The organism is Pseudoalteromonas sp. P1-25, assembly GCF_001401805.1.
Classification (GTDB): domain Bacteria; phylum Pseudomonadota; class Gammaproteobacteria; order Enterobacterales; family Alteromonadaceae; genus Pseudoalteromonas.
In genome coordinates this window covers 100,517-127,283 of the sequence record NZ_LKDW01000010.1, presented here as the reverse complement: position 1 = coordinate 127,283, position 26,767 = coordinate 100,517, and the positions used below count along the sequence as shown (strand labels likewise).

General features: G+C 36.0%; 21 protein-coding genes. 15 read left to right on the top strand and 6 right to left on the bottom strand.

Translation table 11 applies throughout. From position 1 onward, the window contains the following. Positions 1-511 precede the first annotated feature (511 nt). The 4 genes from AN393_RS08740 to AN393_RS08725 all read right to left on the bottom strand — a co-directional run bounded on the left by AN393_RS08740 (position 512) and on the right by AN393_RS08725 (position 5,140). Positions 512-1,819 (bottom strand): O-antigen ligase, encoded by a 1,308-nt coding sequence (locus tag AN393_RS08740; RefSeq protein WP_055017866.1) that lies wholly within the window; start codon positions 1,817-1,819, stop codon positions 512-514. A gap of 106 nt (positions 1,820-1,925) precedes the next feature. After that, entirely contained in the window at positions 1,926-2,435 is a 510-nt protein-coding gene (locus AN393_RS08735; protein WP_055017865.1) for a hypothetical protein, read from the bottom strand. A gap of 22 nt (positions 2,436-2,457) precedes the next feature. Continuing rightward, a complete protein-coding gene (locus AN393_RS08730; RefSeq protein ID WP_055017864.1) occupies positions 2,458-4,458 on the bottom strand; it encodes an EAL domain-containing protein in 2,001 nt (666 codons plus the stop codon). A gap of 25 nt (positions 4,459-4,483) precedes the next feature. Beyond that, positions 4,484-5,140: a transglutaminase-like cysteine peptidase gene (locus tag AN393_RS08725; RefSeq protein WP_055017863.1), complete on the bottom strand. Its 657-nt coding sequence runs from the start codon at positions 5,138-5,140 to the stop codon at positions 4,484-4,486. Between the two features lie 298 nt (positions 5,141-5,438). On the opposite strand from AN393_RS08725, the gene galU reads away from it, so the two are divergent. The 13 genes from galU to AN393_RS08660 all read left to right on the top strand — a co-directional run bounded on the left by galU (position 5,439) and on the right by AN393_RS08660 (position 19,930). Next, positions 5,439-6,329, top strand: a complete 891-nt coding sequence (galU, locus tag AN393_RS08720; RefSeq protein ID WP_055017862.1) for a UTP--glucose-1-phosphate uridylyltransferase GalU — start codon at positions 5,439-5,441, stop codon at positions 6,327-6,329. 67 nt (positions 6,330-6,396) lie between these two features. Next, complete coding sequence (locus tag AN393_RS08715) at positions 6,397-7,653, top strand: oligosaccharide flippase family protein (protein ID WP_161804165.1); 1,257 nt, start codon at positions 6,397-6,399, stop codon at positions 7,651-7,653. After that, on the top strand, positions 7,641-8,708 hold the full coding sequence (locus tag AN393_RS08710) for a glycosyltransferase (protein ID WP_055017860.1): 1,068 nt from the start codon (positions 7,641-7,643) through the stop codon (positions 8,706-8,708). The genes AN393_RS08715 and AN393_RS08710 overlap by 13 nt, the downstream gene beginning before the upstream one ends. Further along, positions 8,695-9,642 (top strand): glycosyltransferase family 2 protein, encoded by a 948-nt coding sequence (locus tag AN393_RS08705; protein ID WP_055017859.1) that lies wholly within the window; start codon positions 8,695-8,697, stop codon positions 9,640-9,642. Before AN393_RS08710 ends, AN393_RS08705 begins: the two co-directional genes overlap by 14 nt. After that, the gene (locus AN393_RS08700) at positions 9,643-10,875 is read left to right on the top strand and encodes a hypothetical protein (protein WP_055017858.1); all 1,233 of its coding nucleotides are present in this window, start codon (positions 9,643-9,645) and stop codon (positions 10,873-10,875) included. After that, positions 10,872-11,909: a glycosyltransferase family 4 protein gene (locus AN393_RS08695; RefSeq protein ID WP_055017857.1), complete on the top strand. Its 1,038-nt coding sequence runs from the start codon at positions 10,872-10,874 to the stop codon at positions 11,907-11,909. The genes AN393_RS08700 and AN393_RS08695 overlap by 4 nt, the downstream gene beginning before the upstream one ends. After that, positions 11,906-12,964, top strand: a complete 1,059-nt coding sequence (locus AN393_RS08690; RefSeq protein ID WP_055017856.1) for an acyltransferase family protein — start codon at positions 11,906-11,908, stop codon at positions 12,962-12,964. Before AN393_RS08695 ends, AN393_RS08690 begins: the two co-directional genes overlap by 4 nt. Positions 12,965-13,150: 186 nt before the next feature. Further along, positions 13,151-14,554, top strand: coding sequence for an undecaprenyl-phosphate glucose phosphotransferase (locus AN393_RS08685; protein WP_055017855.1), 1,404 nt, complete (start codon positions 13,151-13,153; stop codon positions 14,552-14,554). Next, a complete protein-coding gene (locus tag AN393_RS08680) occupies positions 14,538-15,752 on the top strand; it encodes an outer membrane beta-barrel protein (protein ID WP_055017854.1) in 1,215 nt (404 codons plus the stop codon). Before AN393_RS08685 ends, AN393_RS08680 begins: the two co-directional genes overlap by 17 nt. Then, a complete protein-coding gene (locus AN393_RS08675; protein WP_055017853.1) occupies positions 15,752-16,270 on the top strand; it encodes a polysaccharide biosynthesis/export family protein in 519 nt (172 codons plus the stop codon). The genes AN393_RS08680 and AN393_RS08675 overlap by 1 nt, the downstream gene beginning before the upstream one ends. A 23-nt stretch (positions 16,271-16,293) precedes the next feature. Beyond that, positions 16,294-18,501 carry a polysaccharide biosynthesis tyrosine autokinase gene (locus AN393_RS08670; protein WP_055017852.1) on the top strand — a complete coding sequence of 736 codons (2,208 nt, stop codon included), beginning with the start codon at positions 16,294-16,296 and terminating at the stop codon, positions 18,499-18,501. 12 nt (positions 18,502-18,513) lie between these two features. Continuing rightward, positions 18,514-19,242: a tyrosine-protein phosphatase gene (locus tag AN393_RS08665; RefSeq protein ID WP_055017870.1), complete on the top strand. Its 729-nt coding sequence runs from the start codon at positions 18,514-18,516 to the stop codon at positions 19,240-19,242. After that, the gene (locus tag AN393_RS08660; RefSeq protein WP_055017851.1) at positions 19,235-19,930 is read left to right on the top strand and encodes a VpsP family polysaccharide biosynthesis protein; all 696 of its coding nucleotides are present in this window, start codon (positions 19,235-19,237) and stop codon (positions 19,928-19,930) included. Before AN393_RS08665 ends, AN393_RS08660 begins: the two co-directional genes overlap by 8 nt. Positions 19,931-21,079: 1,149 nt before the next feature. Here the strand turns inward: AN393_RS08660 and AN393_RS08650 are convergent. Together AN393_RS08650 and rsmF are read right to left on the bottom strand one after the other, a co-directional pair. Next, positions 21,080-23,017, bottom strand: coding sequence for an acyltransferase family protein (locus AN393_RS08650; protein WP_055017849.1), 1,938 nt, complete (start codon positions 23,015-23,017; stop codon positions 21,080-21,082). An 87-nt stretch (positions 23,018-23,104) separates the two neighbouring features. After that, complete coding sequence (gene rsmF / locus AN393_RS08645; RefSeq protein ID WP_055017848.1) at positions 23,105-24,556, bottom strand: 16S rRNA (cytosine(1407)-C(5))-methyltransferase RsmF; 1,452 nt, start codon at positions 24,554-24,556, stop codon at positions 23,105-23,107. 265 nt (positions 24,557-24,821) lie between these two features. On the opposite strand from rsmF, the gene AN393_RS08640 reads away from it, so the two are divergent. Both AN393_RS08640 and prpB read left to right on the top strand, forming a co-directional pair. Next, complete coding sequence (locus AN393_RS08640) at positions 24,822-25,508, top strand: GntR family transcriptional regulator (protein ID WP_055015052.1); 687 nt, start codon at positions 24,822-24,824, stop codon at positions 25,506-25,508. Positions 25,509-25,861: 353 nt separating this feature from the next. Beyond that, positions 25,862-26,740, top strand: coding sequence for a methylisocitrate lyase (gene prpB / locus AN393_RS08635; RefSeq protein ID WP_055015051.1), 879 nt, complete (start codon positions 25,862-25,864; stop codon positions 26,738-26,740). Positions 26,741-26,767: the final 27 nt, after the last annotated feature.

Below are 26,767 nucleotides of genomic sequence, written 5' to 3'. Positions count from 1 at the left end.
AGTATTTGTTTTTAAGGATTAAAGTTTAGCTTTCAAAGCCAGCAAATTAGTCATCTACGGGGTGAAATTATGTATTTATTCGTAGACGTAGAGCTTGCTCACGTTAAAAGCGCAGCTTCTTGTAAAAGATCAATTGCACAAAGAGAAGCGAATGAGGAGTAAATGAGAAAATTCAACCAATGCAGACATCTTATTTATCACTACTCAAAAGCGGAGCGTCTCAGAACCTCTTTGTGAAAATTAACTAAACCTAATTGCACAAAGAGAAGAAAATGAGGAGTAAATGAAAATACGAAACCGATGAAAATATTTTACTTTGTTTTATCACTACTCTAAAAGCGGAGCGTCTCTTAACCTCTTTGTGAAAATAAACTAAATCTAATTGCACAAAGAGAAGTGAATGAGGAGTAAATGAGAAGACAAAACCGATCCACACATTTTGGACTTTGTTTATTACGACTCTAAAGCGCAGCGTCTCTAAACCTCTTTGTGCAAATATTTTTAAAAATAGCTATTTAAAATCACGCCCTCGTTTAACAACTATTTTATTACTTAAAATCGCCAAGCATAAAATAGTCATAAACAGCATGGAATTAGCGCCCGCTTGGAGCGAATAATCTACCGACGAATGCAACAGCATATCTACAATAGCGATAGCACAGCCAAAAGCCACACCCTGAAACAACGCGGTTTTACGTTTACGCATAGTTTGAACGCACAACCATAGGCAATACAATATAAGCGCCCCTAAAGCTGACGTTACAGGAATACCTAGCTCTACAGCAAATTGAATGTAATCGTTATGGGCATTATCGTAATAGCCCGAATACGGCTCTGACTGATACGCAGGGAAAGCAGTATAAAACGTACCACCACCAGAGCCTAATAAAGGCTTATCGAGTATTAACGGGATTGAATCACGAACAACTTCATCACGTGTTTCTGACTGAATACTGGTTTCGCTAATACGTTGCTTTACTTTTTCAACATCAAATATTGCACCAATAATGATCAAATCAATTATAAAAAAACTAACAATAAGTAATTTAAATGCCTTAGGCTTTTTATTATAAACAAACAAAGCTAATAAACTAACAACCATTAATGCAATAAAAAAGGCAGAATTACCCATGCGGCTACGCGTTAAAATTAGCGCAATAATTATAATAATTAACGATATACGCAAAATTATTTTTGAGCTTAGTAGTATTTCTGTCCAGGCGCGCAATGTTTGTTTAAATGTAAGGTCATTTGCATGGCTGCCTCGCTTAAGTTCACTAACTAATACACCTATGCCTAAACATAAACACAGCGCTAAATAATTAGCTAAAAAATTAGAGTAAGTAAATGTGCCTATAGCGCGCTGCGTATGTTTATACCCAAAAATAGGGCTGAGCATATCTGGCGAGAGATTTAGGTACGTGGCATACAAAGCCTGAAAAACCCCTGCAGCAATAATGGTATAAATAAGTTTTTTTATTCGCTCACTATTGTCGCAATAAATAAAAACAAGCCAGCAAAAAAGTAGCATAAAGCTTGTTTTTAACAGCATTTGCTTTGTTTGAAAGGGGTCTAAGCTTACGGTGTAAAATTGTAAAATACAGGTAGCGCACACCAATAGCAAAGTTATAAAAACCGGATATGAATAACGCGGGGGGTAAGTTTTTTGATTATTAACAGCGCTATTTACTAAATGCATTAAAAAGGTAATACAAATTAAAATACCCATAGCCATAATAGCCCAAGGGCGGTAGCTACCTAAAGGTAGAGGCAGCAAAAAAACAATTGCACACAGCAAAAAAAATATAAAACGATTCACAGCTTTCTCAAAATCAAGCTAAAAATTAAACAACGTATTTAAACAAAGTGTTTAAAGTAAAAACGCAGCCATTAGGCTGCGTTTGTATTATAAAACTAATAATTATTTAGTTGCCAACTTCAGAAATACCCGCATCACCACCAGTACCGCCAGCACCTTGCGGTACAGTTGTTGTAGGTAGGGTAACAATAACAGGGCCAGTAGGGGCTGTAGGCTCAGTAGGACCCGCAGCTGTTGCTTCTGATGCTACAGTTGCATCAACCCCAGCAGTAATTGCCGCCAGAGTAACAGCATCGCTATCCACGCCTGCAGCAACAAGTGCAGCTAAAAAGTCAGAAATAAAAGCGCTGTCTGCGCCTATTGCATCTACAACTACGGTCATCATAGAGTCAACTTGTGTAGGCGTACAGTCGGTACATACACCGTTGATGGCAGAAACTAAGTCAGCTTTTAATTGATCTGGCGCAGTTTCTGGAGTGGCATTATTTAAAACGTTAACTAAATTTGCCATGCCTTCAGTTTGAACTACCGCATCTGTGTCCGTTTGTGCATAAGCAGGTAAAACTGTAAGTGCTGATGCGCTAGCAACTAAACTAGCTAAAATAAGTGATTTCATCTCTGATCCCTTGGTTGAATATCTAATTACAAAATTTTAGCGTATCGGCACAAAAAGTAAACTCTTTATTTGCACCACTATTATTAGTTTTAATAACTTTAGAAGGCGGCATAATTAAATTACCTTGTACGCCATCACACCCTAAGCTTTCAAGTACCTTTAACGTTTCAGGTTTTTCTATTAAACACGCTAAAACTTTAATGCCAAAACCGTGGCAAATATTATTAACTGTTTGAATAAAAAATTTGCTTTGGTTGTTATCTAGTAAGTCTTGTATGTAGCTTCCGTCTATTTTTACATACTCAATATCTAGCCCTTGTAAGTATCTAAACGAGGTAAGGCTAGTACCAAAATGCTCAATACATACATTTATGCCTATATCTTTAATTATATCTATATGTTGCGAGGCAATATGAACATTATAAAGTAAACTAATTTCGTGCAATTCAAATAACAGGTTGGTTTTTATAACAGGTTTGGTATGCGAATAAAGCGTTAACCATTCAATAAAATCAGTAGAATATAAAGAGGCCTTACTTAAGTTAAGCGCAAATACGTCGTTTGGGTGTTGTTCTTTAACATTTACAAAATTACGTATTATTTTTTTATCTAGCTCTTCAGTTAAGTTGAGTTTTTCGGCCATAGCAAATAAATGCCCGTTATTAACTTTTTCACCTTCAAAAATAAAATGAGCAAACACCTCAAAATAACATTGTTTGTTTTGCGAGCTAGCACGTTTTACAGGTTGCACCGAAAAACTCACCTCACCAGAGGCCAAAATAGACTGAATAAGCGAGCGCCACTGATTAACGCTAAATAAAGTGTTTTTATCTACCTTGGTGTTTGTATCGCCAATTGTACAGCCTGTATCTAAAGCCGATAGCACGTTACCAACAGGCATGCCCTTATCAACACTTACTAACGCAAAGTTAGCAAAGCCATTTACATGTAAGCTATTTTTATGTTGGCTAAATGCATCGGTAATTTCTAGGCGTGTTCTATTTAAAAACTCACTATCGTAAGGAGCAAGGGCAATAAAGGTGCTACCATTTAATCTAAATACTTTTGCGTTTGTCAGCTCACCAAAAATAGTTTTAAGTATATTTGCCACTTCGTTTACATGTTCATCGCCATCTTGGTAGCTTACTGCTTTATTAATGTTTGCAAGCGAAGGTAGGGTAATCATCATGGCCGTAATGGGCGCCTCATCACTAATAGAGTCGACTACCGAATTAAAATGGTTATCAAACGACTTACGATTACCCAAACCGGTTAAAGGGTCTATGTAAACTTCCTCTGTAAGGGCTTGTGTTTGCTTAGTGAGCGAATCAAACGTACTTTGCAGGTTCATAACCATATTGTTGATGGCTTTAGTAACAGTGCGCAGTTCGCGGGCAACCGGTATTTCGTTGTTTAAGGTAAACCGTTTACGGGTCACTAAATGTGCTTGGTTTTCTACTGCTTTTAATGGTCTAAACACTGCTCGCAGTATTAAAAACGCCACTGCCAGCGACGCTACTAATAATAAAAACGATCCATATAAGCTACGCTTGGTATGCTCCCAAAGCGTTAAGTACGATTGCCCAACGTGGCTTGTTACTTCAAGTGTGCCGGCCATTATCCAACCATTATTTAACTCAGATTGCATAGTTGGGGCATTAAGTTTAACGGTGCTTATAAACCAATTAGGTACCGACTCAACACGTTTAGGGTTTATAAGGTCAAAAACCACCTGGTTTTCAGCGTCAGTAAATTTTATTTGCTTATAATAACCCGAGTCAAAAATAGCCGTTGCCATTGTTTGCGCAATCATTATGCTGTCGTCTTCAAGGTAAGGCGAAATAGAAAGCCCTAAACTCGTGGCGGTGTCTTGGGCGTGGCTAGCCATTTGCGTTTGTAAATACTGGCGTGTGGTGTCTACGTCGGTAATTATTCGTACAAAAAACGAAATAACCGAAATAACAATAATCAGTCCATAAACTTGGGTTTTTAAGCTCAAGCCATTTTTAAAAAAAGACGACATAACTAATAGTTCCTTTAACGTTATTCTATATGGGAGCAAGCTCACCTTGTTCAATTCGCTCTAGCATCGTGTTCCAAGCAGACACACCACGGCTATTTTTTACTTTATTACCTAGGCCTTTCGATTTAGCTAACCACAAACCTTGGCCGTTAAAACTATAAATAGGGGTTAAATCGCGGCGTTTATTAGCAGGCAGTAGCTTAGTATTAAAATTACCTAAAACATAAGGAGCTTGGTTTGGGTTTTCAATGTATATAAGTACCATGTGGGGCTGATTAACTGTTTTTTGCCTAACATACATTAACCGTATTTTATCCTCAGGAACGCCCAAAGCCATTAAAGTAAAATACTTGGCAATTACGTAGTCTTCGCAGTCACCCATGCCAATGCCTAAACTCTCGAGCGGGGTAGCCCAATAATCTTTTTGCTGCCACAGATCTTCGTCGGTTTTATATTTAATATGCTTATTAAAAAAATTATTAACTAAATGAATTTTTTGCCATTCACTTTTATCAGCAGACTCATCTATAAAACTTAACCAGTTTTTTATACGTGCATGGCCTTCGCTACCATATTGTTTTTGCGCACGGGCAATTATATCGCTGTTGCGTAAATACATAAGCATGTCTTGCGCGCATACAAAAAACGAAATCACTAATACTATACAAAGCCCTAAACGCACACACGTTCCTTTAAGTAAGTATTCCCTAATAATAAAACAAGCCTAGTATAGTATTGTTAGCATTAAAAAGGTAGATCATATAAAAGCATGAGGGGCACTAAAATAGTGCGCTGCAGGCTAACTTGGTGCAACATAAACTTAACAAAAAAACAATATTAAAGGACGCTTTTTTTATTGAGTACATTGTTGTGGTGTGTATAATAATAGCCTCACACGGTAGGTGAGGTACGCTAAATGGAATTAGGCTTTTGCTTGTTCCTTTTTGCGTGTTTTACAAAATAATCAAAAAGGACTTAAAGTGAAAGTTTTAAAAGCAGTATTACCTGTTGCTGGCCTAGGTACACGTATGCTACCGGCCACAAAAGCCATTCCTAAAGAAATGCTACCCTTGGTAGACAAGCCACTTATTCAATATGTAGTTAACGAAGCAGTAGCGGCGGGCATTAAAGAAATAGTACTTGTTACTCATGCCTCTAAAAATTCAATAGAAAATCACTTTGATACCAGCTTTGAGCTAGAAGCCACCTTAGAGGCACGCGTTAAGCGCAGCCTCTTAGAAGAAGTACGCTCAATAGTACCAAAAGACGTTACTGTTATTTCTGTTCGCCAATCAGCACCACTGGGTTTAGGCCACGCGGTACTTGCTGCGCGCCCTATAGTAGGTAATAATCCGTTTGCTGTAATGCTCCCCGACGTAATAATCGATAAATACAAGTCAAATCCAAAAGCCGACAACCTAAGCCAAATGATCGAGCGCTTTGATAAAACAGGCCACAACCAAGTAATGGTAGAGCCCGTACCGCAAGAATTAGTACATCAATACGGTGTGGCCGATTTAGCGGGTAAAAAGATTAGCGCTGGCGAAAACGCTACCATTAAAAACATGGTCGAAAAACCAAATAACGATGAAGCACCAAGCAATTTAGCCATAACTGGTCGTTATGTTGTATCGCCTACTATCTGGGATTTATTAGAATACACCCCACCAGGTGCAGGCGGTGAAATACAGCTTACCGATGCATTATTACAACTACGCCACCTAGAAACACTCGAGGCTTACCACCTAAAAGGTAAATCTCACGACTGTGGATCTAAACTAGGTTATATGCTCGCAAATGTAGAATATGCAATGCAGTGTAGCTATATGGGCGAAGAGTTTAAAAAAGCAGCCCAAAAGTTACTTAAATAATTTTTTTACATTCTGTATATATTTGTTTGGTAAGCAAATAATTGCTTACCTTTTTTTAATGGTTTTCATGAAAAATATAATAAATAAGCTTTTTTCAAGTGTCATTTCCAGATTGTCAGTATTCTTGGTGCAAATGCTAAGTTTATTAGTTCTATCACGCTTAGTTTCTGTAGAAGCTTTTGGGGTATTTGCGCTAATCAATGGAGTTTGCTTTCTATTAATGATGCTTGCAGAATTCGGTGTGACTCAGAGCATTATAAATAAAAAAGATAGCTGCTATCAGCTTTTGTATGAGTTTTCACTTAAGGTATCAGCATTCTTTTCAATAAGTACCCCTCTCTTTCTGTACTTATTAACCATTATCTTCGATATAGAACTTACTTTGTTCATTTATATTGCTATTCCGATAATTGTATTTTTGTTCGGTGTAACGTCTATTTGTTTAGGTGACTTAAATAAGCGCTTTCAATTTAAACTGGTAGCCGTATCTGAAACCGCTGCAGAGTTAATCGCTCTAGTGGCTGTAATGCTTGTAATTTCGATATATGGAGCATCATATGAAGTTTTGGTATTAAAAGTACTCATATTTTCAATTACTCGTGCATTACTTATAACTTTTTATTTTAAAAAACAGTGTGATAGAAGAGATTTGATATTCAAATTAAGTTTCAGTATTGGAAAAATTGAAAGTTTTAACAAGGGTGTAGTACTGAGCAATTTGGCCTCTTTTTTAGTTAGACAAGGGGATAATTTTTTAGTAGGTAAGCTTTTCGGGATCGTTATGCTAGGCTTATACGATAGGGCCTATCAGCTGGTTAAATACCCTGTAATGCTACTATCTTTTTCGTTACAACCAGCTCTTCAACCTATTATGAGAACTGTTGACTGCTACACATTGTTTAGAAAGATTATTATTGCTACATGGCTCTTATGTATATTAGCTGGCTTATCATTGACACTAATTTTTAACTTATATTCAAATTATATAATTAATATAATTCTAGGTGCTGGATGGGAGGAAATAGATTTCATAGTTAAAATTTTGTCATATTCTATTGCATTTCAATGTTTCTTTAGCTTAAGTGGCGGATTTTTTTATGCAATAGAAGTGTCAGGTAAGAACGCACTCGTCAATACAATTACATTTATATTAATTTCACTTTCCTTTTACATAGGTTATATAAACGAGAGTATTAAGGCTGGTTTATATTTAGTAACAATATCATTTTTCATTGTCAGTGTTATATGCCTCTTATTATTGTTAAAAGAGGGTAAGCAATTCTACAAAAAGAATAAATTAGAGAATAAACCATGTCACGTATAATTACTATGAATTCTTTTAAGTCATCTTGCCCAGGAGGTGTTGAGTCATTGATAAGAAATTTACAAGGCTTAGCACTTAATAAAGGATGGGCTTTTTTAGAGCTTTACAAATGGGACTCATCAAGAGAAATATATGAAGTTAGCGCTAAAGCAGATTTTTTACAATATGGGATTGGTAAAGGAATAATAGGTAAAATTTTAACACGTATGAACCTATTTAAAAGTTTATTAAAGATAGACCCAGAAGGTGATATTATATATGTTTTTCATATGTCTGATTTATTATCTATACCGGTTAAAATTTTAAAGAAAAATAAAGTCATAGTGGTTCAAACAAATAGGTTTGATATTTTTTTGACACTATTAGGTAAAATATCTGTCATAACTTACTCGAAATATATTGATGCCTTTACAGTTTACACGGAAAAAGACAAATTAAAATTAAGTGAGATTTACCCAGGATTAGGCAGTAAAATTTATGTTATTCCAAGAGGGTGTCGAATCGAAAAGTCTAATGAGAGATCAAATTTAAACCACCGCCTAGTAACAATAACAAGGCTTGATGAAAAGCAAAAAAACCTCTCTGATATGGTTAATATTCTGAATAAATTACCTAACTCTTATACTCTTGATATTTATGGGGAGGGTGAAGAGCAGGAAATTAACTTCATCAAAAATTTGGTGAGAGGTAATGAACGAGTGAATTTTTGTGGTGCTGCTAAAGACATTAAACAGATACTAAAAAGCTATTCTGTTTTTCTTATGACTTCAAATTATGAAGGCTTCGGGCAAACTTTGATTGAAGCAAGAAGTCAAGGTTTACCAATAGTACTCTATGATACTTTTGACGCTGCCTCGTATATCGTAAAAGATAATATTAACGGCTTTTTAGTCCCTAAAGGTAATAAATCTATATTCGCAGACAAAGTGTTAGAGGTAACTAGCTCAGATAGTTCTTATCAATTGTATTCGCAAAATGCTTTAGACTTAGCAAGTGAAACTGATAAGGCTTTAGTAAATAATAAATGGAGCAAACTTTTAGATGGAACAATTTAAGCTCAGTTTTATCGTACCTTGCTACAATGGTTTTGATAAGCTAACACGGTTGGTGGCTTGTTTTAAAAACTTAAAGCTTCATCCTAGGGTCAACTTCGAAGTTATTATTATAGATGATGGTTCAGATAGTGACTATAAGGGTAGTCTAGGTGAAAACTTTTTTTTATACAAGAAACGAAATGGTGGTGTTTCTAGTGCCAGGAATTATGGCTTAGATAAGGCTGAAGGTGACTATGTAATATTTATTGATAGTGATGATTTAATAGTAGAGAACACTCTGGATTTAATATATGAGGAAGTTATAAGTAACATTTCTGATGTTTTTATATTTTCACATTTTTATATAAATAATAAAAAAATAACTAAGAAAATAAATCATAGCTTTTCATCTTCATCTGAACTTGCACTTAAAGAAGTTTTTTCTAAAAAGGTTCGCTTTCACAACTGCGCGATGGTTTATAAAAAAGAATTCTTAAATACAAATAACTTAAAGTATTGTGAAGAACTAAAATACAGCGAAGATGTATATTTTATACTGAGCTCGATAAATAAGTCACTTAGAGTAACTGTATCTGAAAAAGTTTTTTATCACTATATAGATAACGAAGATGGTGTGATTAACCAAAGTTTTGATAAAAGAATGTTGAATCAAATAGAAACCTTCAACTTAATAAAAGAGATAAAAGTACCTACTCGCTTAAATGTTTATCTGAATTACTTTGTATTAACTTGTGTGTGTCATTCTTTGGTCAGGGCGTACAAGGCTAAAGTATGTGATGATGATGTATTTGGAGTTTTTGTAAATTTTGCTAGAGCGAAACGTTTCCCATATTTTATTATTATAGATAAGCATTATATTTTTTGTTTTCTGATGAAGCTTTATTTGCATTTACCTATGAAGTTATTAACTAAAATTAAAAGGTTAACAAAATAAATGCATATCAAGTTATTATATTTGGTTAGTGTTTTTCTCATTTTTGAAAATACTTCATTGTCTAAATATGCAGGTGTGTTTACTGCTTCTTTAGCTATGGTTCTTTTGCCAGTTGTTACAGGCTTTTTAATTTTTAGCCAAAAGAGAATAGGTATGCTTGAAAAGCATATTGTTTTCCTATATGTCGCTCTCTTTTTATATTCATTATTAATGCTAATCTTTAATTATTATGACAATTTTCGCATTGGTTTTTTATTAGATCGCGGCTTACGCTTTGCTTTGTTAGCACTACCATCCCTTATATTTTTTATTTTCTTTTGCTCATTTGAAGAGAGAGCTCTAGAAAAAGCTTTATTAATTTTTTCTATGAGTATATTTATTATTTATATTTTAAATATCTTCTTTCCAAGTGTCTTTAATGCTTCTTCTTTTTTTCAAGGAAGTTTTGCACATTCCCCGCATCGAATGAGAGGGTTGACCCTAGAAGCTAGTACATTTGGTTTTCAAGTAGGTATTGCCGCTATATTCTTAGCACGTTATTATAAACTTAGTCGAATAATGTCTTTTTTATTAATATGTGTAGCTATATATGTAACAACATCTAAAGGAGGGTTAATAACATTTTCTATATCTTTCTTAATTGCGGTCTTGCTTCATAAAAAAACCGTAAAAACTACGAAATCTATGCTACTTTTTACATTTTTAGCCTTAAGTCCTATACTTTATTTAGAAATTTTATTACCTGCATTTTCATCAGATATAGAGAAATATAATAGTTCAGCTACTCGTTCTACGATGATTTTAGTTTCAATATTTTCTTTATTCGATCATCCCCTGGGCGTAGGTTTTTTTGGTTATTTACCTTCGATATATGAAAACGGTAAAGAAGTAATACAAAGCATTGAAGAAATCATGCCAAATGTATTCAATTATAAAGAAGTGTCAACTTATTTATATTTTGGTGCAGTTAAAGGGGTTTCAACTAAAAGCTTTATTTTTGATTGGTTAATATACTTTGGAGTGATTTTTTTATTTTACTTATTAAAAGTAGTTAAATGGTATCTCAACAACCTAAGTGAATGCGATTTTTATTTTTTGGTTATGTTCTTATTTATGCTGATGTCAGTTACTTTTTACCTACCGATAGATGGCCGGTTCATTGTTCCGCTAGTTTTAGCATTTCTGTATAAATCAATATGTAATAAAAACAAATGTAATAGGGAATTAGCATGAAAGTCTTGCATGTGGCTGAGGCATTAAAAGGCGGTGTAGAAACATATTTAAAAAGCCTTGTATTATCTTTAAAAGACAGAGATGTCGAATCATTTTTATTAGTGAAAGAAGACGTATCTTGGTTAGAGAAAAGTCACGTATATTATTATGATCACGGCTCTAGAAGTATTTTAGGACTATTTAAGTTAGCACGAATGTATCTGCACTTAGTAAAAAAGCTGAATGTAGATATTGTCCATCTTCATGGTACTTTTTCTGGGCTAGTATGTCGATTAGCAAAAGTTTTTACTCGTAGGGTACCGATAATCTATTGCTCACACGGTTGGGCTTATAGTATGGATAAAAAAAACCTAACAAAAAAGTTTTATCAAGTTACCGAATATTTGCTTTCATTTTTATGTCATAAAGTTGTGTGTATATCACACTATGACTTTTCGATAAAAGTAACTCCACCGAACAAAACAGTTTTGATTGAAAATGCTATTACTGATCATTTCAGTGATGAATATGTAAAACCTGAGGGTAAAAAGTTACTTTTTGTAGGGCGTTTTGATCATCAAAAGGGAATTGATATTTTACTAAATGCCTTTAAAAAAGTAGATGCTAACTATGAGCTTATTGTTGTTGGCGACGCAGTGCACGGTAATACAATAAGTAAAATGGAATATCCAAATGTTTCTTTTTTAGGCTGGCTATCTGGTGAAGAGTTAAAACAAGCCTATTTAATGTCATCCGCTGTTATTATACCTTCACGTTGGGAAGGTTTTGGTTTAGTGGCTTTAGAGGCAATGTCTGCATCTAGGACTATTTTTACGTCTGGTGCTGGAGGGTTAAAGCATCTCACAAAAATAACTCGTGGGCGAGAGTTCTCAAATGAACAAGAATTAATCCAACTCTTAGAAGCCTTTAATAATTTCGATAATAATACAATTCAAAAGTTGGGCTGTATTGCAAGGAATAAGTTTGTAGAAAAATATACCGTTAATAGGATGGCTAAAGAATTAAACGAATTATACATGGAAGTAAAACTATGAATAACTCTGAACGATTACATGGGCTAGACTTCTGCAGAGCTATATTTATGGTACTTGGGGTTTTCTATCATACAGCACTTATTTATGAAATTGAACAAAGCTGGCGTGTAAGCTCATCGTACACATCAGAATTTTTTTCAACTATAACGATGTTCATACATGATTTTAGGATGGAAGCTTTTTATGTGATTGCGGGTTTTTTCTTCATGTATATATATAAGAAAAACAGGAAAAATTTTTTAACTGAGAGAGTTGCTAGAGCAATCGTACCTTTACTATTTTGTGGCTTTACAATTAACTATGTAATGAATATATATAGCTATAATTTTGTATTCGACTGGGGTGAGATAAATTATTATTTACATGGTCAATGGTTAGGTCACTTATGGTTTCTGGGAAATCTTATAGTTTATTTCATAGTACTAAAGCCCTTCTGTAAACATATAGATAAGTTGAGGGATATAGGAAGTTTAAGTCTTATTATATTGTTTGTTGTAATGGCACCCGTTTTATCTATATTATTACTGGGTGTTTCAAAGTACACGATTTCTTCCCAATATTTTTTTATATCTTTTCATTCATTGCTTGGCTACTTCCCATACTTTCTTCTTGGTTGCGCCTGCTGCACTTGGAAAAAAAGCTTCTTAAGTATATTAAATGTAAAGGTATTTTTCATCTCCTTACTATTGTATTTTTCTATCCTGTTCATTACCAACTATGGTGTTGTTTCTCCCTTACTTCAAAAAGCGTTGGAAAGGCTTTCTCATGGTACTCTGGCTCTTGCAATGATATCGATTTTCTATAATTGCGGGATAAAGGAAGGTAAAGTAATAAAAGAAATATCTCTTTCAAGCTATACTATATACCTCTTGCATCAACCACTTGTAGTATTGATATATATATTTGTTTTTTCAAAAACGACTATCAATATCTATTTAGAATATTTTCTACTTGTTTCATTAGTATTGTTAGCCTCCTATTCAGTGCATAGATATTTGGTTAAACCCAGCAAAACATTTTCGTTACTATTTAATGGTACATATAAAAAAGCTTAATTTAAGCAACAGTAAACTTGCTTAAATATGTTTATTGTTGTTTATCTATGTTTCTTTTTTATATGTAAACCGCGCTATGGGCTAAAATTCAACTACGGATTTTATTATATTGAATTGGTTTATTAGGTAAGGTAAAATTTAAACTTATGGATGTTTTTTAATTAACTTTGATATGGACAACTCAGTATGAACTCCTCAAGGACGTTTAAGCCTACGAGCTCTTCAGATGCTAACTTTTATCGTTTGTTTGATATTTTTGCAATATTCTTAGCGTTTCAATCTTCTGCGCTTTTTTACGCATTCGAGCATAATCCTTATTATATGGTTGCAGTGCTTGGAATTGCATTAAGCTATTTATACAGTGCTGAACTTTTTTCGACCTACCGGTCGTGGCGTGCAGGCAAGTTTAGAACCATGGTGTTGTGTGCTTGGGCTAGCTTGTTAACAGCCTTTGCATTCCTAGTGTTTGTTTCGTTTGTATTTAAATTTTCTGAAAACCTTTCGCGTATAGGTATAGGCTTATGGTTTTTACTTAGTATCATATACTTGTATACTTGGCGTTTTATTGTTCAGTTGTATAAAAAGCAGAGGCGCAAGTTAGGACTAAATTTGCGTAATGTGGCGATTGTTGGTGCTACTGAGTCCGCAGTGTACTTATATGACGAAATATCAAAAAATGATGAGTTGGGCTTTAAGTTTTTAGGCTTTTATGATGATCGTCAGCCAGAGCGCTTATTTGAAAATTCAATAAAGCATGATGTTGCAGGTAAAATTCAAGATGCAGTTGATGCTGCGCGAAGTGGCCATATAAGTGTTTTATATATAGCCCTACCTATGAAAGCAGATAAACGCATAGCGGATATATTGCTGCAGTTAGGTGACACCACAGTTGATGTACATATTATTCCTGACTTTTTAATGTCTAACCTAATACATGCACGTATAGAACATGTTGGAGATGTTGATACGCTAAGCGTGTTTGAATCCCCCTTTATTGGTGCGCGAGAATTTATTAAACGAACGGAAGATATAATTGTTGCTAGTATCATTTTACTGTTGATCTCGCCTATTTTAATTGCCATTGCATTTGCTGTTAAATTTACATCTAAAGGGCCTGTTATTTTCAAACAAGACAGGTATGGCCTTGATGGGCGCAAAATTAAGGTATGGAAGTTTCGCTCAATGAGCGTTACTGAAAATAGCAATGTAGTAACACAAGCTAAAAAAAATGACGCCCGCATTACTCCACTAGGTGGTTTTTTACGCCGCACTAGCCTTGATGAATTACCGCAATTTATAAATGTTTTAAAAGGCGATATGTCGATTGTTGGGCCTAGACCACACGCTGTTGCCCATAATGAGGAATATCGTAAAAAGGTTGAGTTTTATATGCTGCGCCATAAAGCTAAACCAGGTATTACCGGGTGGGCACAAATTAACGGCTGGCGCGGCGAAACCGATACCTTAGATAAAATGGAAAAACGTGTAGAGTTTGACTTACATTATATTAAACATTGGTCGCTGTGGTTTGATATAAAAATTATTTTTATGACAATTTTTAAGGGATTTAAAAATGCAAATGCATACTAAAAAACTTGTACCGCTTAGCGCTTTATTGAGTGCCATGATCGCAGCACCTGCGACTGCTAATTTAAAGCCGGGTAGCGTTATGACTAAAGATGGGGCTGAAATTACCCCAACGTTACAAACTGGTATTAGTAGTAATAGTAACTTTTTTAGCACCCCGAACGATGAAGAGTCTCGATTAATTTGGACTATAACCCCAAATGTTAAAGCGGTTATTGAAGATGGCCCAGATATCTATAACTTAGACTTAGGCACTAGTAGCTCGCTACACAATAAAGATACTGCCGATAACTTTACCCAAGTTAATATAGGCGCGGGGGTACATAAAGAGTTTACCAGTCAGCATAGGTTAGATATTAACGGCGATGCTGATTGGTTATATGAACCTCGTGGTAGTGGTTTAACCGAAGGCTTAGGCGATGTTATTAATGAACTTGTAAAATATCAACAACAAAATGTTTTAGCGCGCTACGAATATGGTGCGCAAAGTTCAAAAGCACAAGTTGCTTTAAGTGCTGGTTTTTTTAGTAAAAAATATCAAAGTTTTAGAGAAGTATCGCAGTACCGTGACTACGATAAGTCACTATTAGCTGTTACTGGTTATTATAATACCCAAGCCGCAACACGCACCTTTTTAGAAATTAAACAAGAAAACTACCGATACGATGTGTTAGCGAGTAGTGGTATATCGCGTGACAGCGACGATATAAAAGTACTTGCAGGTATGGAGTGGGAGGCTACAGCGGTTACTTCTGGCTCGTTTAAAGTGGGTTATCAAAATAAAGACTTTGACTCGAGTGAGCGTGAAAATTTTAGTGGTTTAAGTTGGGAGGCAGCTATTAACTGGCAACCACTTACTTACTCTACCGTGCAGTTTATGACCAGTCGCGCAGCAAAAGACCCATTAGTGCAAGGCGATTACATTAAAGAAAGTGTTTACGGTGTAAATTGGACCCATAGTTGGAGCGATTATTTAAGCTCACTTGCAAGTGTTAATTATATTGACGAGCAATACACTGGTGACGTTGGCCGTAAAGATAAAACTAAAAACCTCCGTTTAGGTTTAAATTATGTAGCTAGCAATTTTGGCATGGTTTCTACGTATGTAGATTTTATGGATAAAAACTCTACAGTAAATGCTATAGAGTTTGACCGTGTAATTGTCGGTGTTAACTTTACTTTTGCGTTAAAGGCTAATTAATGAAGTTTATTTTTAGTTTAATGCTGCTTTTATTTAGCAGCATTTGTTTTGCTCAATCTGCACAAAATTATGTGTTAGGTGCGGGTGATAAGGTTGAAATTAAAGTGTTTGGTCAACCAGATTTAGAGGTTACCGCTTTATTAGGTAACAGTGGTGAGGTTAACTACCCATTTTTAGGAAAAGTTAAACTTTCAGGTTTAAACACCTCAGAGGTTGAGCAAATTATTACTGATGGTTTAAAACCCGATTATTTAGTAAACCCCAATGTGTATGTACAAGTTATAGAATATAGGCCTTTTTATATACATGGCGAGGTGGAACACCCGGGTGCCTACCCTTACCAACCGGCCATGACAGTTAACCAAGCAATAGCCCTTGCTGGCGGGTTAACCGAGCGCGCATCTATCGATAAAATTTATATTTTTAAAGAACAAACTAAACAGCAGCAACAAAAAGGCAGCTTAAATAGCCAGATTGCGGCAGGCGATACCATAAAAATAGAACAACGCTTGTTTTAAAGCAGTTTACAAGGCAGTAATTAATGAATTATCAAGATGAAAAAGAATTAACACATGGTCCTAGTGTAGATTTTTTGTATTACCTTAATGTTTTCTTAAGCGTGAAGTGGCGTATTTTAGGTTTTGCAGTTGTAGTTACCTTATTGAGTATCATGGTCACTTTAACTATAGTACCTAAATATATTGCAACTGCTACATTGCTGATAGAATCAGAACAAGCTCAAGCTATTTCATTTGATGAAGTCTATGGTTTAAGCTCTGCTAAAGAAGAATACTACCTCACTCAATTTGAGGTAATTAAATCGGATAGTATTGCACGAGAAGTAATTCAAAAATTAAATCTACAGTCGCATAAAGACTTCACTCAAAAGCCTTCGTTAGTTGATGAAATTAAAAATTCAGTTAAATCGTCAATACCTTTCTTAAACGTGAAAGATAAGACCACTTTCTCTGAAAAAGAAGTAGCAGATAGAAAAATGCTAGGGCTTTTGTCTACCTTTAAGTCAAAACTCTGGGTTACTCCTATACGCAAAACCCAGCTAGTTAGAATAAGCTTTGAATCAAGCGATCCGAAATTAGCCGCGCTTGTTGCGAATACAGTGAGCGAAGTATATATAGAAAGTCAAATGCGAGCCAAGATGGGCGTGACTCAAGAAGCCTCTAACTGGCTAAATTCAAGGCTATCAAAATTACGTTCCCAGTTAGATGACTCTGAGCTAAGGTTACAAAACTTTAGAGAAGATCAGCAGCTTGTTGATATTGAGGGTATAGCGGGCCTTGCAACGCAAGAGCTTGAGCAAATATCACAGCAACTAGTAGAAGCGCGAAACGAAAAAAACAACCTAGAAAGCATTAACCGCGTAATTAGTGAATATGGCAACAATAACTTAGAGTTATTAGGCAGTATGCCTGAGATAACATCGCATCAAGTGGTACAAAATGTTAAAAGGGAAGTTGTTATAGTTGAGCGTAAATTAAGTGATTTAAGCGAGGTATATGGCCCTAAACACCCTAAAATAATTTCTGCTAAGGCAGAACTTGCTACTGTAAAAAATAACTTAAATAAGCAAATTAAAGGCCTTGTTACCGGCATTGAAAAAGAGCTAAACCGAATAACACGTACTGTTAGTGCGCTTGAGCGCGATTTAGTTAAAATACGCGCTGAATACCAGGATATTACCCGTAAAGAAACCAAATATAACCAACTTAAGCGCGAAGTTGAGACTAACCGTAATATATTTAATACGTTTTTATCTCGCTCTAAAGAAACCGAGGTAACAAGCGATTTTAGCTCAGCTGCTGCACGATTTACCGACCGAGCCTACGCACCTAAAGATCCTGCTAAACCAAATAAAAAACTTATTGTTGTACTTGCTTTTGTTGCAAGTTTGGGTTTTGCAGTTGTGATGAGCTTTATATTTGATGCCTTAAACGATACCGTTAAAACCAAAAACGATGTTGAGGGTAAACTTGCTCAGCGTATGCTAGGTTTATTACCTAATGTACCAATGCCTAAAAAGAGCGTATTCCCCATACATGCTTACCTTGATGATAATTACAGGCGCTTTGCAGAGTCTGTGCGTACATTCCGTACAAGTTTATTGCTAACCCAATTAGATCGTGACCATAAGGTTATTGCAGTTACATCGAGCTCTCCGGGTGAGGGTAAAACAACTACCTCAGCTAATTTAGCAATGTCGCTTGCGCAAATGGGTAAAGTATTACTTATTGATGCCGATTTACGTAAACCAAGTATAGCAAAGCGCTTTGATATACCGGTATTTCACCCTGGGCTAAGTAATTTAATTATAGGCACCGAACAGTTTAGTGAATGTGTACATGTTGATGGACAGTCGGGTGTAGCTATTATGCCGAGTGGGCAAATTCCTGGTAACCCGTTGGAACTACTATCAAGCTCGCGCTTTAACGAAGTGCTCGATGTGCTAAAAACTAAGTACGATCATATTATTATTGATACACCGCCTACCCAAGCAGTGAGTGATGCACTTGTGATTTCGCAAAGTGCTGATTCGGTAATTTATGTAGTTAAATCGGACGTTACCCGCATTAAACCTATAAAAGCCGGCATTGAGCGACTTTTTGAGTCTAAAGCGCATGTTGCGGGTATTGTGTTAAATAAAGTTGATATGAGTAAAAACAAAGATGAGCATAGCCATGGTTATTACGATTATTACGACTACTCGCAAAAGCCTGAGCAACCAACCTCTTAATTGCTAAAAATTATGTTTGATATTCACTCTCATATTTTACCAGACATTGACGATGGCGCTAAAGATTTAAGCGAATCTTTAGCGCTATTAAAAATGGCGCAAAATGATGGGATAACACACATGGTGGCAACCCCGCATATTCATATAGGTCGATTTAATAACTCAGCAAAAGCACTTAATAATGACATTGATGTTTTAAAGCAAGAGGCTTTAAATACAGGTATTGATTTAAAGCTTGCAGTAGCTGCAGAGGTTAGGCTCGACATTGAATTAATGGCGATGGTTATGGCAGGGCAGTTACCTTTTATTGGTGCGTTAGATTCAGTTAATTATTTGTTGTTAGAGTTACCGCATTCCCACGTACCGCAAGGCTACGATAAGTTTATAAATTGGCTATCTAAGCAAAATATAAAAGCGATAATTCCTCACCCCGAACGCAACAGAGATATTCAAGCAAACCCATTTTATATTGAGCGTTTAAAGCAGTTAGGTTGTGATTTTCAGTTAACGGCCTCAAGCATAGAAGGGGCGTGGGGCGATACTGCTAAAGCAATTAGTATTGATATGTTACAAAAAGGCTTGGTTAGTTATGTTGCAAGCGATGCCCACTCAGTCAAACGAAGGCCTCCATTATTAAGTAATGCAAAAAGGCTCGTTACAGATTTAATAGGTGAGCTAGAAGCACAAAACTTGTTTGTTAACAATCCACAGCGTTTAACAGAGTCTTTGTTTGATGAGTAATTTAAAAAAACTAACTCAAATTACATTGCTTGCAATTATTACTTTGTTTATTAGTTTTGAAAGCATACAAAGTATGCGCGCTAATGCGTGGTATTTTAATGCATTAAATACGCTAAAACAGCCTCGTGATTTAATAACACCTCAAGAGCTTAATCTCGCAAACGAGGCAATAACACTCGCTACACAACTTGAGCCTCTCCAAGCGCATTATTGGCAGCTAAGTGCGTATATAAAAATGCTTAGCCTAACTAAAAATAATGTAAACGTTGAAAGCGCTCCTAAAGTATATAAGCAAATAGAGTCTTCCCTTTTAAATTCGTTAAAGTACAGAACGTCGTGGGCCGAAACATGGATGGACTTAGCTAAAGTAACAAGTTATCAAGAGGGACCAAGTGATCGTGTGTTTGGTTATATTCAGCAGGCTAAAAAAGTAGGTCCTTTTAAAATAGATGTTCATTTAGGTGTTATTGAAATAGCGCTTACTAACTGGCAGCAACTCCCTCCAAAATATAAAGCTTTGTATGTTAGCGAGCTTAGGCTTGCAGCGAAGCATGGTTATAAGTTTTCACGTGCGTTTGACATAGCTAAACAGACAGATACACTCCCTACTTTATGTTTGTCTCTTCAGTTTGGTGCACAATTTGAATCAGCCAGAAATAGCAGGATGTTTAAAAAATACTGTAAATAGGTTCCTTCTTTAGGAAACGATTTCAGCTATTAGTTATTTAACCTCACCTCCGTGAGTAAAGTGAAATTGCGTGTATTTACTTTAGGGCGTTGCTTCTCACGTTAGTAGCATAGCTTCTTTTTTAAAAGATCATGTGTACAAAGAAGCAAGTGAGAAGCCATTGGCCAAGCTGCTTAATAACTTTGTTCTTCAACCCTCTAAAGCGGAGCGTCTCTTAACCTCTTTGTGAATAGTTTTACTGTGAGTCTTCCTTGCTGGCGCTTTAATTTTCAAAACCGTTTGTTTTAAACAATGTTGCGTGAGCAATTTTTCACGCCTACGGGTTATATGTTTAAGCCGATTATGTAAACGTTGAGCTTGCTCACGTTAGAAGCGCAGCTTCTTATTAAAAGAACATGTGCACAAAGAGTAGCAAAAGAGGAGTAAATGAGAAGGCATGACCACTGGATACTTTTACTTTGTTGTTCACTTCTCTTAAGCGCAGCGTCTTTAAACCTCTTTGTGAGTAATTTTACTGTGAGCCTTTCGTATTGGCGCTTTATTTATAGGTATGTAAAAAGCACTGCTTTTGAACGCCAGCAAGCTGCGCGTCTACAGTGTAAGGTTTGGTATTTACTTGTAAACGTTGCGTTTTTGCACGTTAAAAGTGTAGCTTTTTTTAAAAAATCATGTGCACAAAGAGAAGCAAAAGAGGAGTAAATGAGAAGGCATGACCACTGGATACTTCTACTTTGTTGCTTACTTCTCTATAGCGCAGCGCCTCTAAACCTCTTTGTGAGTAATTTTACTGTAGGCGCCTTGCTTGCTGGTGCTTTATTTATAAATATGTAAAAGCGTTGCTTTTAAACGCCAGCAAGCTGCGCGTCTACAGAGGAAGGTTTGGTATGTACTTGTAGGCGTATAGTTTACTTATGTTAAAAGCGCAAAAGAACATATGCAGCCTATTTAAAAATCACTTAACTTAGTTGTATGAAAACGCCCAGAGCCATTGTAAATAGCTCTGGGCTATAAATGGCTCTTAGTTGAGCCTTGCGCTAACTAAATACACTTTCGTAATTCTTAGGGAGAAGAAGAAAGTTCTTATAAGTGTAGTCAGTGCTCCAAATCTTGCTAATTTAATACTGAAAAAATTTACAAGCATGCTACGGCCTATTTAGATTCTTTTACAATCGTTAAGAACATAGGGGTTAATAGTTTATTTCCGAACTCACTCAAATGATCACCGTCAAAGTAAATTGGCCTATTTTGTATTTCAGCTATACATTTATTATCACTGCATAAGATTTTGGCTGGATCCAAAATAACAGCGTCATTGGTGTAAGCTATTTTGTTTAATAAATTTCGTATCTTAGTATTTCTTTGGAGGTATAAACTTTCATCTATCGCGAATTCAGTAGATTTATTCTTAAGCAAATAGTTCTTAGCAATCGCTTTAGGAATATTTCTTCTCATTTCAGGTGTTGGTTGAACAATATATATAGGATGTTTTTTTCTTAATTTTGAGATGGTTTCATTTAAATTTTCTTCTAACTCAATGAAGAAATCTTCATTTGGTATATTATATTTTTCTTTAAAAAATATTGATGGTTGAGTATCTAGCTTATTGTTTATTCTTTTTTTATTGGATTGTCCATAAATATATACTCCAGTTCGAGCTGCCCATATCACGGGTATATTTTCGTAGTTATTTAGTAGGAATGCCTCTCTTTTTTGGTTTTCAATAAAGCACTCATTTCCAGATTTTGTTGATAGTGCGTTAATGATATAGGGACAGGCTGATTTGGTTAACGCTATTATTCCTTCTTTATTTAAGTTGAACACTGATGCTAAAGAGGTGGTCAGAGCATCGGCGTGACTATCACCTATTATGATTGCTTTAATATTTTCTTTATTTCCGATATAGCAAGGAAACTTATTCTCAACCATACATTTAAATGGGTTTTTGTTGGAGGATTCTCTATCAGCAATCAAAACATTTTCGTCATAATGTCCTGAAATACCATTGGTAATGTATATACTTGAAGAAAGTACGCAAGTAAAAAATGCGATATGAAGTGGCTTAGACTTAACTAGATCCATCGGTTTATGAAAAGTAGTTATAAAATTTATTCGCTCAATATACTTATAGCTTAAGTAACCTAATAGTATAGTTAAAGTAATTCCTGCGAAAACCGTATAAATGTTGTAAATAGAAAAGTATGCTAAACCAACTACTATAGGCCAGTGCCAAAGGTAGATAGAGTATGACCAACTACCAATTTTTTGAATGAAGATATTCTGAGATATAAAACTGTTACTGTTTTGTGCTTGTATGACTAAAAATGCCCCTAGCACTGGTACTATCGCCATATAGCCAGGCCACGGTACATCTTGAGTTATAAAGACACAAGAGGTAATAATTAGACAATTTCCAATTACCCCGATGTTCCTTTTTTGCTTTTCACTCATATTATTTAAAGAAAACAGGTAGGCTAGACCCCCAAACATCATTTCCCAAGCCCGAGTAGGAAATAAGTAGTATGACATATTGGGCCAAGTGAATGTTGCATAAATACAAAAAATAAAACCTACAAGAGTTAAGTGGATTATGCAATTTTTTAAAGCTGTCACTGACAACACTCGGCTTAGTAATACTAATGCTGCTGGGTATATAATGTAAAATTGCCATTCAACAGATAGAGACCAAGTATGTAGCAACCACTTTTCATGTGATGAAGAGTCGAAGTAACCAGATTCTGTCCAGTAAATTATGTTTGACAAGAAACTTGTGCTTGTTGCTGCGTGCTTAGCTAAAACTTTATAATCTGTTGGTATTAAATAAAACCATCCGAATACTAATAAGGTTAAACATAATACTCCAAGTGCTGGAATGATTCTGTTTACCCGAGCTATGTAGAATTTTGATATTGAAAAGTTTTTTTGCTCTATACCACGGAAGATTATACTGGTCATCAAGTAGCCAGAAATGACAAAAAACACATCTACACCCGCAAATCCTCCAGGTATCAAATTAGGATTAAAATGGAATAAAACTACTGCAATTACAGCAATAGCTCTTAGACCATTTATGTCTTTTCTAAATTTCACTAAAAGTCCTTTTCTATTTTTAATAAATTATACTAACTAAAATTATGAGTTATTATACTGCTTTTTTTGAATTATATATTAATTTTATTATAACCAATCAATTAACTGCGTATTTTGCACTAGATCGCGTGGCAAAGAGTTTTTGATCTTATTTTTTTGCCATTTACCCAGCCCAATAGGGCAGCCACACAAAGTTAATATTACTTCGCCGGTGGCTTTTGTAACGTCTTCTAGGCGCACATCTTTACCATTAAAGTAGTCGTTTGCTTGCTCGTTTGTTAAAGCATAGGTATTGCTTTTGCATTCATTACCAAACACGGTTGCAAATTCGTGAGTAAGCCTTACACCGTTTTTGTGAATAATACCTAGCTGAATACCTAAACGTGCGTATTTAATTTTACTTTGCACGGCTTCAAACCCATCAGGAAACAACCACAGTTCTTTATCACGTTGCATTAATTTACCTGGCAGCGCTTTTAAACCAAACTGCTTTTTAAGCTCGCTCATAAATAACGTGGTTTGCTTTTTATCAAACTCGTTAAACGGAAACGCACCTTTTTTAACTGTTTGGGCTGGGTTATTACAGCTTGCTCGTTTTTTAAATTTAGCAATAAAAAAGCCTTCACTGTCGTACGTCTGTGGCCACACATGTAAGTAGCCCTCGGCGGTGGTGGCTTTTTCTGCGCCTTCAAATAAATCACTAAGCGACTGCGGCTCAATGTAGTCGCCAAATTCACTGAGTAAATAATCACATACTTGTTGGTTTTCAAGAGGGGTGAGCGTACAGGTTGAATACACCAGCGTACCGCCTGGTTTTAATGCGTAAAAGGCGCTTTTAATTAAGTCTTTTTGTACTTGAGCAATTTCAATATTTGATTCTATTGACCAATTTTTAAGTGCGTCGGCATCTTTTCTTACTGTTCCTTCGCCTGAGCAAGGCGCGTCGAGCAAAATGCTATCAAAGCATTCAAACATGTAGTTACCAAATATAACACCATCAAAATGCGAAAGCGCACAGTTACCTACACCCATACGTTTAAGCGTTGCGCTCAGTACTTTTAAGCGAGACGACGAAAGTTCGTTGGCAACCAGTATGCCTTGGTTATTCATGAGTGCGGCAAGTTGTGAGGTTTTAGAGCCTGGGGCTGATGCCATATCTAGCACATAGTTATTATTTTCGTCTGTGTTTTCAATACTTTTCTTAAGTGCCATAGGCGGTAGCATTGAGCTTGCCTCTTGCACGTACATGGCACCGCTTAGGTGTAGGTCGGTATTGCCCAGTGCTAAATTTTGCTCTTCATCGCTTGGGCGCTCTAGCCAAAAACCCTCGCTACACCAAGGTATAGGGGTAAGTTGCCAGTTTTTTTGTTCTGCGCGCTTTAAAAATTCTTCAATCGAAATTTTTAATGTATTTACACGAATAGACTTTCTGAGCGGGCGACGACACGCGTTTATAAAGTCGTCTAAATTGAGGTGAGCAGGTAAATAGGTTTTTACGTCGTCAATAAAGTGCTCAGGAATATAAGTGTTGGCGTTCACGCAGTGGCTCGTACATTAAAAAATAAAGCGTGATATTAGCACTTTTAAAGTGTTTTTTCAGCGTTAAATAGCGGTTTTATAATTTGCTAGCATGTCGACATATTGTGTTTTTAGTTTAATTTTAAAACAGTTTTATACGACTTTAGATTAACAGTGTCGACAATAAGTGTGTTTTTTACTCATTTTCAACTTATTTGGGGTTGACATGTTTTTTTATTAAGCACATAGTTAGCTCATTAATTGTCGACAATTTATTTATAAAGCCATGACGCAACCTTTTTTAATCGATACACCAATTACTACAGCTTCTGATCAAGTGTTTGTAGATATGCGCCGTGAAATAGTAGAGGGCAGCATAGAGCAAGGTAGCAAAATTTCAGAGCCAGAACTTGCTAAGCGTTACGGTGTAAGCCGCGCCACGCTTAGAGAAGCACTAAACCGCTTAGAAAGCTGTTACTTAGTAGAGCGTAAAGCAAACGTGGGCTGCCGTGTAGTGGCACTCACTGCAGAGCGTTTAATTGAGGTTTATCAAGTACGCAGTTCTCTTGAAGGTTTAGCATGTAGGCTTGCTGCCGACAATATGGAACCCGATGAGGTTAAAGGTTTAAAGCAATTACTTAATCAACATTTGCAAACTCAACGCGTTAAAGAGGGCGAGTCCTACTATCAAGAAGCGGGCGATTTAGACTTTCATTATCGCATTATTAAAGGTAGTAAAAACGCGCACCTTATCCATTTGTTGTGTAATGGACTTTACCAGTTAATACGTATGTACCGCGTGCAAATGGGTATGGTGGGGCCGCGTGTATCTAAAGCGTTTGACGAGCATTTAGCCATTATAAACGCAATAGAAAACCACGATGGTGAACTTGCTGAAATGCTGATGAAACGCCACATTAGTGCATCGCAAGCTAATATTCAAACCAAATTTGATGTATACCAATCAATATGAGTATTCGAACAATTTAACTGATTAAATCGCTCTATAACGTCGTTAAGAATTTTTTATTTAGAACCACTAAACATAAAAATTATTGCCTAGTTACAGAACGATTTTCTTAGCGTTAAATAGACCTCATACACATACAGATTGGTATTTGTCATAAACAAAAACTTTATAAAAGCTAAAGGTTAAAAGTTAAAGGTTAAAGGTTAAAAGCTAACAGCTAACAGCTAACAGCTAATAGCTAATAGCTAATAGCTAATAGCTAATAGCTAAAAACTAAAAGCTAAAAAACAGTCACAATTTAAAATTAAAACACTAAGTTACTCCATGTAGCAACCGTTCAAAGTCAGGAGAAAGTAATGTCAGCAGGATTAAAATTTAAACAGGCTATTGCTAATAATCGCCCATTACAAGTTGTAGGTACTATTAATGCTTACACAGCGATGATGGCTGAAAAAATGGGTCACCAAGCTATTTACCTCTCAGGTGCCGGTGTGGCAAATGCCTCTTACGGTATGCCCGATTTAGGCATGACCAGCCTTGATAACGTACTTGAAGATATTCGCCGTATAACCGGTGCCAGCGATTTACCACTACTTGTAGATGCCGATACCGGGTGGGGCGGCGCGTTTAATATTGCGCGTACCGTTAAAGAAATGACTAAAGCCGGTGCGGCGGGTTTTCATATTGAAGACCAAGTAGCGCAAAAGCGTTGTGGACACCGCCCTAATAAAGAAATTGTAAGCCAAGGTGAAATGGTTGACCGCATTAAAGCGGCCGTTGATGCTAAAACCGATAGCGATTTTTACATTATGGCCCGCACCGATGCATTTCAAAAGGAAGGCTTAAATGCCGCAATTGACCGTGCCGCTGCCTGTGTAGAAGCGGGCGCAGACGCTATTTTTGCAGAAGCCGTGCACGACCTTGCCGATTACCAAGCGTTTTCGGATGCGTTAAACGTGCCTATTTTGGCTAACATTACAGAATTTGGCCAAACGCCTATTTACACCAAAGAGCAATTAAGTGAGGTAGGTGTTGAAATGGTGCTTTACCCACTTAGTGCGTTTAGAGCCATGAACAAAGCCGCGCTTAATGTGTACTCTGCCATTTTAAATGAAGGTTCGCAGCAAAGCCAAATTGAAAACATGCAAACACGCGCAGAGCTTTACGAATTTTTAGATTACCACACATACGAAAACACACTTGATAACCTTTTTTCATCAAAATCTGACAAATAATAATTATTAAAATCACACACAAATTTA

What these genes read in the sequence shown, in the direction of transcription:
- AN393_RS08700 (WP_055017858.1), top strand. Translation starts at nt 9,643, where the DNA reads ATGCATATCAAGTTATTATATTTGGTTAGTGTTTTTCTCATTTTTGAA.
- AN393_RS08685 (WP_055017855.1), top strand. Translation starts at nt 13,151, where the DNA reads ATGAACTCCTCAAGGACGTTTAAGCCTACGAGCTCTTCAGATGCTAAC.
- prpB (WP_055015051.1), top strand. Translation starts at nt 25,862, where the DNA reads ATGTCAGCAGGATTAAAATTTAAACAGGCTATTGCTAATAATCGCCCA.
- AN393_RS08665 (WP_055017870.1), top strand. Translation starts at nt 18,514, where the DNA reads ATGTTTGATATTCACTCTCATATTTTACCAGACATTGACGATGGCGCT.
- AN393_RS08715 (WP_161804165.1), top strand. Translation starts at nt 6,397, where the DNA reads ATGAAAAATATAATAAATAAGCTTTTTTCAAGTGTCATTTCCAGATTG.
- AN393_RS08670 (WP_055017852.1), top strand. Translation starts at nt 16,294, where the DNA reads ATGAATTATCAAGATGAAAAAGAATTAACACATGGTCCTAGTGTAGAT.
- AN393_RS08735 (WP_055017865.1), bottom strand. Translation starts at nt 2,435, where the DNA reads ATGAAATCACTTATTTTAGCTAGTTTAGTTGCTAGCGCATCAGCACTT.
- AN393_RS08690 (WP_055017856.1), top strand. Translation starts at nt 11,906, where the DNA reads ATGAATAACTCTGAACGATTACATGGGCTAGACTTCTGCAGAGCTATA.
- AN393_RS08695 (WP_055017857.1), top strand. Translation starts at nt 10,872, where the DNA reads ATGAAAGTCTTGCATGTGGCTGAGGCATTAAAAGGCGGTGTAGAAACA.
- AN393_RS08710 (WP_055017860.1), top strand. Translation starts at nt 7,641, where the DNA reads ATGTCACGTATAATTACTATGAATTCTTTTAAGTCATCTTGCCCAGGA.
- AN393_RS08680 (WP_055017854.1), top strand. Translation starts at nt 14,538, where the DNA reads ATGCAAATGCATACTAAAAAACTTGTACCGCTTAGCGCTTTATTGAGT.
- AN393_RS08640 (WP_055015052.1), top strand. Translation starts at nt 24,822, where the DNA reads ATGACGCAACCTTTTTTAATCGATACACCAATTACTACAGCTTCTGAT.
- AN393_RS08705 (WP_055017859.1), top strand. Translation starts at nt 8,695, where the DNA reads ATGGAACAATTTAAGCTCAGTTTTATCGTACCTTGCTACAATGGTTTT.
- AN393_RS08675 (WP_055017853.1), top strand. Translation starts at nt 15,752, where the DNA reads ATGAAGTTTATTTTTAGTTTAATGCTGCTTTTATTTAGCAGCATTTGT.
- AN393_RS08730 (WP_055017864.1), bottom strand. Translation starts at nt 4,458, where the DNA reads ATGTCGTCTTTTTTTAAAAATGGCTTGAGCTTAAAAACCCAAGTTTAT.
- AN393_RS08660 (WP_055017851.1), top strand. Translation starts at nt 19,235, where the DNA reads ATGAGTAATTTAAAAAAACTAACTCAAATTACATTGCTTGCAATTATT.